This is a genomic window from Escherichia sp. MOD1-EC7003, from assembly GCF_002965065.1.
Classification (GTDB): Bacteria; Pseudomonadota; Gammaproteobacteria; order Enterobacterales; family Enterobacteriaceae; genus Escherichia.
In genome coordinates this window covers 18,658-28,164 of record NZ_PTRE01000157.1, presented here as the reverse complement: position 1 = coordinate 28,164, position 9,507 = coordinate 18,658, and the positions used below count along the sequence as shown (strand labels likewise).

At 44.8% G+C, this 9,507-nt stretch carries 7 protein-coding genes and 1 pseudogene; 6 read left to right on the top strand and 2 right to left on the bottom strand.

All coding sequences use genetic code 11. The features are described 5' to 3' along the window. Positions 1-104: 104 nt before the first annotated feature. A pseudogene (locus A7090_RS22060) lies at positions 105-320 on the bottom strand (WGR domain-containing protein); the annotation flags it as partial. 139 nt (positions 321-459) lie between these two features. Next, on the bottom strand, positions 460-2,493 hold the full coding sequence (gene metG / locus A7090_RS22055) for a methionine--tRNA ligase (protein ID WP_105275524.1): 2,034 nt from the start codon (positions 2,491-2,493) through the stop codon (positions 460-462). Between the two features lie 167 nt (positions 2,494-2,660). On the opposite strand from metG, the gene apbC reads away from it, so the two are divergent. The 6 genes from apbC to A7090_RS22020 all read left to right on the top strand — a co-directional run bounded on the left by apbC (position 2,661) and on the right by A7090_RS22020 (position 9,456). Then, entirely contained in the window at positions 2,661-3,770 is a 1,110-nt protein-coding gene (apbC, locus tag A7090_RS22050) for an iron-sulfur cluster carrier protein ApbC (RefSeq protein WP_105275523.1), read from the top strand. A gap of 262 nt (positions 3,771-4,032) precedes the next feature. After that, complete coding sequence (locus A7090_RS22045; RefSeq protein WP_105275522.1) at positions 4,033-4,314, top strand: YehE family protein; 282 nt, start codon at positions 4,033-4,035, stop codon at positions 4,312-4,314. Between the two features lie 292 nt (positions 4,315-4,606). After that, positions 4,607-5,149, top strand: coding sequence for a fimbrial protein (locus tag A7090_RS22035; protein WP_105275521.1), 543 nt, complete (start codon positions 4,607-4,609; stop codon positions 5,147-5,149). 91 nt (positions 5,150-5,240) lie between these two features. Beyond that, positions 5,241-5,915 carry a fimbria/pilus periplasmic chaperone gene (locus A7090_RS22030; RefSeq protein WP_105275526.1) on the top strand — a complete coding sequence of 225 codons (675 nt, stop codon included), beginning with the start codon at positions 5,241-5,243 and terminating at the stop codon, positions 5,913-5,915. Between the two features lie 15 nt (positions 5,916-5,930). Further along, positions 5,931-8,411, top strand: a complete 2,481-nt coding sequence (locus A7090_RS22025) for a fimbrial biogenesis outer membrane usher protein (protein WP_105275520.1) — start codon at positions 5,931-5,933, stop codon at positions 8,409-8,411. A gap of 10 nt (positions 8,412-8,421) precedes the next feature. Beyond that, positions 8,422-9,456, top strand: a complete 1,035-nt coding sequence (locus tag A7090_RS22020) for a fimbrial protein (RefSeq protein WP_105275525.1) — start codon at positions 8,422-8,424, stop codon at positions 9,454-9,456. Positions 9,457-9,507: the final 51 nt, after the last annotated feature.

The following is a 9,507-nucleotide window of genomic DNA, read 5'->3' as shown; positions in this document are numbered from 1 at the left end:
TGGACATTAGTATCGGAAACAGGAAAGGGAGGCGAAAGACGGTTTAAATGATGCGCTTACCTTTGATTTGTGAGGACAGGCTCACAAGAAGAGATGGCAAATTCATTTGTTTCGTCAGTGGATTGTTCATACCCCTTCTTCACCTTCTCAGCAATCAGCTTTAGTTCCGCTTTTTCCGCTGCCGCCGCATCTGCAAAACTTTTTACTTGGCTTTGCCCGTTGGTGCCGACTTTCCCCCAACTGATATGCAACTCGTTTCCTTGTTGCTCTACCGCCCAGAATTTATGTGATTTGTCGTCCTGATAGATAAAACTCTTCATTTGCTTTTCCTGTGTTTTTATCCAGTTTCAGCGGATGCTAACAGTTAATGACAAAAATAAAGAGTGCAGAAAATGCAAGAAAACAACTTTAGGAATTCATAAAGAAAAGGCGCTACGAATGTAGCGCCTGGAGTGGGGATTATTTCACCTGGTGGCCTGGTTTTGCACCGGCATCCGGGCTTAACAGGAAGATATCTTTCCCGCCAGGACCCGCTGCCATTACCATCCCTTCGGAGATACCGAAGCGCATTTTGCGTGGTGCCAGGTTAGCCACCATAATGGTGTGACGACCAATCAGTGCCTGTGGATCTGGATAAGCAGAACGGATGCCGGAGAAGACATTGCGTTTTTCACCGCCGAGATCCAGCGTCAGGCGCAGCAGTTTGTCAGAGCCTTCAACAAACTCTGCGTTTTCGATCAGCGCTACGCGCAGGTCAACTTTGGCGAAATCATCAAAGGTGATGGTTTCCTGAATCGGATCATCTGCCAGCGGGCCAGTTACTGGTGCGGCAGTGGCTTTCACTTCTTCTTTAGACGCTTCCACCAGGGCTTCAACCTGCTTCATATCAATGCGGTTATACAGTGCCTTGAACGGATTCACTTTGTGACCCAGCAGCGGTTGCTGGATACCATCCCAGGTCAGTTCCATATTGAGGAATGTTTCTGCACGCTCAGTCAGTTTCGGCAGTACTGGCTTCAGATATGTCATCAGTACGCGGAACAGGTTAATGCCCATTGAGCAAATCGCTTGCAGATCGGCATCGCGGCCTTCCTGTTTTGCGACTACCCACGGAGCCTGTTCATCGACATAGCGGTTAGCCAGGTCAGCCAGCGCCATAATTTCGCGCACTGCTTTACCAAATTCGCGGCTTTCCCACGCTTCACCAATCACTTCAGCGGCATCGGTGAAGGTTTTGTACAGCTGCGGGTCAGCCAGTTCGCTTGCCAGTACGCCGTCAAAACGTTTGTTGATAAAGCCCGCGTTGCGGGACGCCAGATTCACCACTTTGTTAACGATATCGGCATTCACACGCTGAACGAAATCTTCCAGGTTCAGGTCGATATCATCAATACGTGAAGAGAGTTTCGCGGTGTAGTAGTAGCGCAGGCTGTCAGCGTCAAAATGATTCAGCCAGGTGCTGGCTTTAATAAAGGTGCCGCGAGACTTGGACATCTTCGCGCCGTTCACCGTCACATAGCCGTGAACAAACAGGTTGGTCGGCTTGCGGAAGTTGCTGCCCTCCAGCATTGCTGGCCAGAACAGGCTGTGGAAGTAAACGATATCTTTACCGATGAAGTGGTACAGCTCGGCGGTGGAGTCTTTCTTCCAGTATTCATCGAAACTTACGCTGTCGCCGCGCTTGTCGCACAGATTCTTGAATGAACCCATGTAACCAATCGGTGCGTCCAGCCAGACGTAGAAATATTTGCCTGGCGCGTTTGGAATTTCAAAACCGAAGTACGGCGCATCGCGGGAGATATCCCACTGTTGCAGGCCAGATTCAAACCACTCCTGCATTTTATTTGCCACCTGCTCCTGCAACGCGCCGCTGCGGGTCCATGCCTGCAACATTTCGCTGAAAGAGGGCAGATCAAAGAAGAAGTGTTCGGAATCTCGCATCACCGGCGTAGCACCAGAAACCACCGATTTCGGCTCGATCAGCTCCGTCGGGCTGTAGGTCGCGCCGCAGACTTCACAGTTATCGCCGTATTGATCTGGTGCTTTACATTTCGGGCAGGTGCCTTTCACAAAACGGTCCGGCAGGAACATGCCTTTTTCCGGATCGTAGAGCTGAGAGATGGTGCGGTTTTTAATAAAACCGTTCTCTTTCAGGCGAGTGTAGATAAGCTCCGACAACTGGCGGTTCTCTTCGCTGTGAGTTGAGTGATAGTTGTCATAGCTGATGTTAAAGCCTGCGAAATCAGTCTGATGCTCGAGACTCATTTCGCCAATCATCTGCTCTGGAGTGATACCAAGCTGCTGAGCTTTCAGCATGATCGGTGTACCGTGGGCATCGTCGGCGCAGATGAAGTTGACCTCGTGGCCGCGCATTCGCTGGTAACGGACCCAGACATCAGCCTGGATGTGCTCCAGCATATGGCCGAGGTGGATTGAGCCGTTAGCGTACGGCAGTGCGCACGTTACCAGAATTTTCTTCGCGACTTGAGTCATAGTAGGCATTACTTCTTTGTAGTGAAAAGGGGTTAGATAGTACCAAATGGGGCATGGTTACGTAAGTCCTACGCAAGCATCTTATGATGCATTATTAGGTAAGTACTTAGCTGTTAACTTCAGGTAAACTAATAGCGATAAGTTATCTTTATAAATAAGGAGTCGGGATGAGCGAACAATCCCAGGCCAAATCACCAGAAGCCTTGCGCGCAATGGTCGCCGGGACACTGGCCAATTTTCAGCACCCAACCCTGAAGCATAACCTCACCACGCTGAAAGCGTTGCATCATGTCGCCTGGATGAACGACACGTTGCATGTGGAACTGGTTATGCCGTTCGTCTGGCATAGCGCGTTCGAAGAGTTAAAAGAGCAATGTAGCGCCGAACTGCTGCGCATCACTGGGGCGAAAGCTATCGACTGGAAACTGTCGCATAACATTGCCACTCTGAAACGCGTGAAGAATCAGCCGGGAATTAACGGCGTGAAGAACATTATTGCGGTCAGTTCCGGTAAAGGCGGCGTGGGTAAATCCTCCACGGCGGTAAACCTGGCGCTGGCACTGGCGGCTGAAGGGGCGAAAGTCGGTATTCTGGACGCCGATATCTATGGCCCATCAATCCCCACCATGCTGGGCGCAGAAAATCAGCGTCCAACTTCGCCAGACGGTACTCATATGGCACCGATTATGTCTCATGGTCTGGCAACCAACTCGATTGGTTATCTGGTCACTGACGATAACGCGATGGTGTGGCGTGGCCCGATGGCGAGCAAGGCGTTAATGCAGATGTTGCAGGAAACCTTGTGGCCAGATCTCGACTATCTGGTGCTCGATATGCCGCCAGGCACCGGTGACATTCAGTTGACGCTGGCGCAAAACATTCCTGTAACTGGTGCGGTTGTGGTAACTACACCGCAAGATATTGCGCTTATTGATGCCAAAAAAGGTATCGTGATGTTCGAGAAGGTCGAAGTTCCGGTACTTGGTATTGTTGAGAACATGAGTGTGCACATTTGCAGTAACTGTGGTCACCACGAACCGATCTTCGGTACTGGCGGCGCAGAGAAACTGGCAGTGAAATATCACACGCAGTTGCTGGGGCAAATGCCGTTACATATCAGCCTGCGTGAAGACCTCGACAAAGGCACTCCTACCGTTATCAGCCGTCCGGAGAGTGAATTTACCGCTATCTACCGCCGGTTGGCTGACTGTGTTGCAGCTCAGCTTTACTGGCAGGGTGAAGTCATTCCAGGCGAGATTTCCTTCCGCGCGGTCTAACGCGCATTAACCTTTCTGGTTACTCTTCATACACCGCAGCAATGTTATATTGATGCGGTGTATTTACTTTTGCAGATGTAATAACCACTTTTTTAATGCTGCGAATATTCTGCGGTACTTAGTCCGAAACTGTACAAAGTCGATTGATCGCACAGGCAATGCTTCTTTATCATCCTTCGTAGCTGTGTAGTGGATGTACAGCTATAGTTTGTTATGCACACAATCTATCCAGGCATAACCTTTACAACAGGGATAACGTTCAATGAATAAGTATTGGTTGTCAGGAATTATTTTTCTTGCCTATGGATTGGCTTCTCCCGCGTTCTCTTCAGAAACTGCCACATTAACGATTAATGGCAGGATCAGTCCTCCAACATGCAGTATGGCTATGTTGAATGGTCAACCTCAGCAGCATTGTGGTCAGTTAACGTATAATATTGATACCCGTCATCAGGTTTCTTCGCCAGTCAAAGGTGTAACGACAGAAGTGGTTGTTGCAGGTAGCGATAGCAAACGTCGAATCGTGTTAAATCGCTACGATTAATATGGCAGCGTGGTTTTAATCGGATTTAGAAAGCCGAAATCATTTATATGAATGATTTCGGCTTTTTTATTGCTATCAGCAATACCGATTACAGAAATCTGCATTGATTAATAGATGCCATGAATGTTTCATACTATTAAGTATTTGTTGTGTTTATATTGCAATAGTTAATTTGCTTTAAATCAATAAAACAATATGTTTACATTGCGGTAACTTTTTCGGTGTGAGAAATTTGTTTCCAAGAGATACAAACTCTTAACAACCAAAAATAAATCTTATTAAGGAACATATTATGAAACGTTCAATTATTGCTGCCGCTGTCTTTTCTTCTTTTTTTATGAGCGCTGGAGTATTTGCTGCAGACGTTGATACCGGAACTTTAACCATTAAAGGGAATATTGCAGAATCTCCGTGTAAATTTGAAGCGGGTGGCGATTCAGTAAGTATCAATATGCCACCTGTACCAACCACTGTCTTTGAAGGTAAAGCGAAATATGCAACTTATGATGATGCGGTCGGTGTAACCAGTAGCATGCTGAAAATTACTTGTCCGGAGACTAGTGAGGACGTAAAACTTTCGTTGATCACTAACGAGAAAATTATCGGTAATGATAAGGCAATATCAAGTAGTAATGACACCGTAGGGTACTATCTCTATTTGGGTGATAGCAGTAACGAACTGGATGTGTCCGCACCGTTTAATATCAAAGATTATAAAACTGCGGATGGACAATATGCTATTCCGTTTAAGGCTAAATATCTGAAGTTGACCGACAGTAGTGTTGCATCTGGTTCTGTTAATTCATCATTGGTTATGCGTGTTGCCCAGGATTAAATATTTACAATAACTAATGCTCGTTTTTCTCCAGGAATTAAAAATGGCCACCATATTCATGGTGGCCAGCATAAATATAAGAGGCATTAAGATGAAAGAGTTATTATCTTTACTCATCTCTTCTATGATATTTCCCGCGCATGCTGGAATGGTTATTTACGGGACTCGTATCATTTACCCGGCAGAACAGAAAGAAGTTATGGTACAACTGATGAATCAAGGGAATCGCTCTTCGCTGGTGCAGGCGTGGATTGATGATGGCGACACGTCTCTGCCGCCAGAAAAAATTCAGGTTCCTTTCATACTAACGCCGCCAGTAGCGAAAGTAGTGGCTAATTCCGGACAACAAATAAAAATTAAAGTTATGCCTAATAAATTGCCAGTTAATAAGGAAAGCATCTTTTATCTTAATATCCTGGATATTCCACCGAATAGCCCTGAAGACGAAGGAAAGAATACGTTAAAATTTGCCATGCAAAACAGAATTAAGTTATTTTACCGACCAGTAGGTATCACCCCGGTAAATAAAGCAACATTTAAAAAATTGCAGATGAATCGTAGTGGCAATAATTTAATTATAAAAAATGATTCTCCAAATTGGGTAACGATTTCTGATATAAAAGCTAATAATGTTAAAGTGAATTATGAAACAATCATGGTTGCACCACTGGAAAGTCAGAATGTCAGTGTAAAAAATAATAGTGCAAATAGTTGGCATCTGACCATTATCGATGACCATGGCAACTATATTAGTAACAAAATTTAATTGCAGGAGCCACCTATGTTGAGAATGACCCCACTTGCATCAGCAATCGTAGCGTTATTGCTCGGCATTGAAGCTTATGCAGCTGAAGAAACCTTTGATACCCATTTTATGATAGGTGGAATGAAAGACCAGCAGATTACAAATATTCGTCTTGATGATAATCAACCCTTGCCGGGGCAGTATGACATCGATATTTATGTCAATAAGCAATGGCGCGGGAAATATGAGATTATGGTTAAAGACACCCCGCAAGAAACATGTTTATCGAGGGAAATTATCAAACGGCTAGGAATTAATACCGATAACTTCGCCAGCGATAAGCAATGTTTAACATTTGAGCAACTCGTTCAGGGTGGAAGCTATATCTGGGATATCGGGGTTTTTCGTCTCGATTTCAGTGTCCCGCAAGCCTGGGTGGAAGAACTGGAAAGTGGCTATGTTCCACCGGAAAACTGGGAGCGGGGTATTAATGCGTTTTATACCTCTTATTACGTAAGTCAGTATTACAGTGATTACAAAGCCTCGGGCAATAGTAAGAGCACCTATGTACGTTTTAACAGCGGGTTAAATTTGCTGGGATGGCAACTGCATTCAGATACCAATTTTAGCAAAACGGATAATAATCCTGGGGAGTGGAAGAGTAACACACTGTATCTGGAGCGTGGTTTTGCACAAATTCTCGGTACTTTGCGCGTTGGTGATATGTACACGTCAGCCGATATCTTTGATTCCGTTCGCTTCAGCGGGGTACGGTTATTTCGTGATATGCAGATGTTGCCAAACTCAAAGCAAAATTTTACCCCACGCGTGCAGGGTATTGCCCAGAGTAACGCGTTGGTAACCATTGAACAGAACGGTTTTGTTGTTTATCAGAAAGAGGTTCCGCCCGGTCCGTTTTCTATTACTGATCTACAGTTAGCGGGCGGTGGTGCGGATCTCGATGTTAGTGTTAAGGAAGCTGATGGTTCCGTGACCACTTATCTGGTGCCTTATGCGGCGGTGCCTAATATGTTGCAACCTGGCGTGTCAAAATATGATTTTGCGGCGGGTCGTAGCCATATTGAAGGGGCGAGCAAACAAAGTGATTTTGTTCAGGTGGGTTATCAGTATGGTTTTAATAATTTATTGACGTTGTATGGCGGCTCGATGGTCGCAAATAATTATTACGCGTTCACTTTTGGGACTGGCTGGAATACACGCATTGGTGCAATTTCCGTCGATGCTACGAAGTCGCATAGTAAGCAAGACAACGGCGATGTGTTTGACGGGCAAAGTTATCAAATTGCCTACAACAAATTTTTGAGCCAAACATCAACGCGTTTTGGTCTGGCAGCCTGGCGCTATTCTTCGCGTGATTACCGGACGTTTAACGATCACGTTTGGGCAAACAATAAAGATAATTATCGCCGTGATGAAAACGATGTCTATGACATTGCCGATTATTATCAGAACGATTTTGGCCGTAAAAATAGCTTCTCTGCCAATATGAGCCAGTCATTGCCAGAAGGCTGGGGTTCTGTGTCCTTAAGTTCCTTATGGCGAGATTACTGGGGGCGTAGCGGTAGCAGTAAAGATTATCAGTTGAGTTATTCCAACAACCTGCGGTGGATAAGCTATACCCTCGCGGCAAGCCAGGCGTATGACGAGAATCATCATGAAGAGAAACGTTTTAATATTTTTATATCGATTCCCTTTGACTGGGGTGATGACGTTACGACGCCTCGTCGGCAAATATATCTGTCTAACTCAACGACGTTTGATGATCAGGGTTTTGCCTCAAACAATACGGGATTATCGGGAACTGTTGGAAGCCGGGATCAGTTTAACTATGGGGTAAACCTGAGTCATCAGCATCAGGGAAATGAAACGACAGCTGGAGCGAATTTAACCTGGAATGCGCCGGTTGCGACAGTGAATGGCAGTTATAGTCAGTCGAGTACTTATCGACAGGCTGGAGCCAGTGTTTCAGGGGGCATTGTCGCCTGGTCAGGCGGCGTTAATCTGGCGAACCGTCTTTCCGAAACGTTTGCGGTGATGAATGCGCCAGGAATTAAAGATGCTTATGTCAATGGGCAAAAATACCGCACAACAAACCATAATGGAGTGGTGGTATACGATGGAATGACACCTTATCGGGAAAATCACCTGATGCTGGATGTGTCGCAAAGCGATAGCGAAACAGAATTGCGCGGTAACAGGAAAATTGCCGCACCTTATCGTGGCGCGGTTGTGCTGGTTAATTTTGATACCGATCAGCGAAAGCCCTGGTTTATAAAAGCGTTAAGAGCGGATGGGCAACCATTAACGTTTGGTTATGAAGTCAATGATGTCCATGGTCACAATATTGGTGTTGTCGGCCAGGGAAGCCAGTTATTTATTCGCACCAATGAAGTACCGCCATCGGTTAATGTGGCAATTGATAAGCAACAAAGACTTTCATGCACAATCACCTTCGGTAAAGAGATTGATGAAAGTAAAAACTATATCTGTCGGTGAGAGGTGGAATATTATGTTCAGAAATGGAATGTTACTAATATTTATTTTATGGGCTAATTTTACCTGGGCTGGATGTCGTACTACTGCATCATTAAATATTACTGATAGCATTAATGTGGGGGAAGTTTTAGCGAATGAGGTTTCCTTTAGTAAAAGTGTCGTGTTTACTGGAATATCTTGTGATACGAGTACGGATAAAATAGTTTATAAAAATATCAAAAGTGATTGGGTTGAAGTTGGGCCTTTTGGTAATGGCGAAAAATTAAAGGTTAAAATAGAGCCTTTAAGTAAAACCAGTGACACGATTGGGAAATTCAGCAATGTGCAGGCAGAATTACCCTATGTGGTTAAAATTGCCAGAGGTACACCTGATTTTAGTGGAGAAAGAAAACCCATCTGGTTTATTTCAGATACTGTAATTGCAAATATTGGCGGTGAGTCATCTTCATCCATCGACTTTTGGTTGAGTATTTGCAATGCATTGAAGATTAACTGGTGTGTAAATTATCTCACCAGCAAACTGGCAGGGGATACATTTACGCTTGGGTTAAGTATTTCCTATTACCCTAAAAATACGACCTGTAAGCCTGAAAACACAATAATAAAAGTAGATGATATCGCCTTGTTCCAGCTCAGAAACCAGGGAAAGATTACAGCGAACAGTAAGAAAGGAATAATTACGTTGAAATGTGATAATCTTTTCGGCGACAAAAAACAAACATCGCGAAATATGGCTGTATATCTTTCTAGTAGTGACTTAGTAACAGGAAGTAATACTATTTTGCGTGGTAATACAGATAATGGTGTAGGATTTGTGTTGGATCTAACAGAACCACCACAAGGGACTGAACCCACCATCAAATTTGCTGTTAGCGGCGGTCAGGGCGCGGCGACATCATTATGGAAAACAGATAAACCTGGGGATTCTTTAAATAGCAATATTATTAATATACCAGTCATTGCCAGTTATTACGTCTACGATACAAAGAAAGTTAAATCTGGCGCTCTGGAGGCTACCGCCCTAATCAACGTGAAATATGACTAATAACAAGCAAGACGAGCAAGTGGCTAATAATAAAAAATAACAAGGTGTCTG

Excerpts from the sequence above, each read along its gene's own strand:
- metG (WP_105275524.1), bottom strand. The coding sequence starts at position 2,493 with ATGACTCAAGTCGCGAAGAAAATTCTGGTAACGTGCGCACTGCCGTAC.
- apbC (WP_105275523.1), top strand. The coding sequence starts at position 2,661 with ATGAGCGAACAATCCCAGGCCAAATCACCAGAAGCCTTGCGCGCAATG.
- A7090_RS22045 (WP_105275522.1), top strand. The coding sequence starts at position 4,033 with ATGAATAAGTATTGGTTGTCAGGAATTATTTTTCTTGCCTATGGATTG.
- A7090_RS22035 (WP_105275521.1), top strand. The coding sequence starts at position 4,607 with ATGAAACGTTCAATTATTGCTGCCGCTGTCTTTTCTTCTTTTTTTATG.
- A7090_RS22030 (WP_105275526.1), top strand. The coding sequence starts at position 5,241 with ATGAAAGAGTTATTATCTTTACTCATCTCTTCTATGATATTTCCCGCG.
- A7090_RS22025 (WP_105275520.1), top strand. The coding sequence starts at position 5,931 with ATGTTGAGAATGACCCCACTTGCATCAGCAATCGTAGCGTTATTGCTC.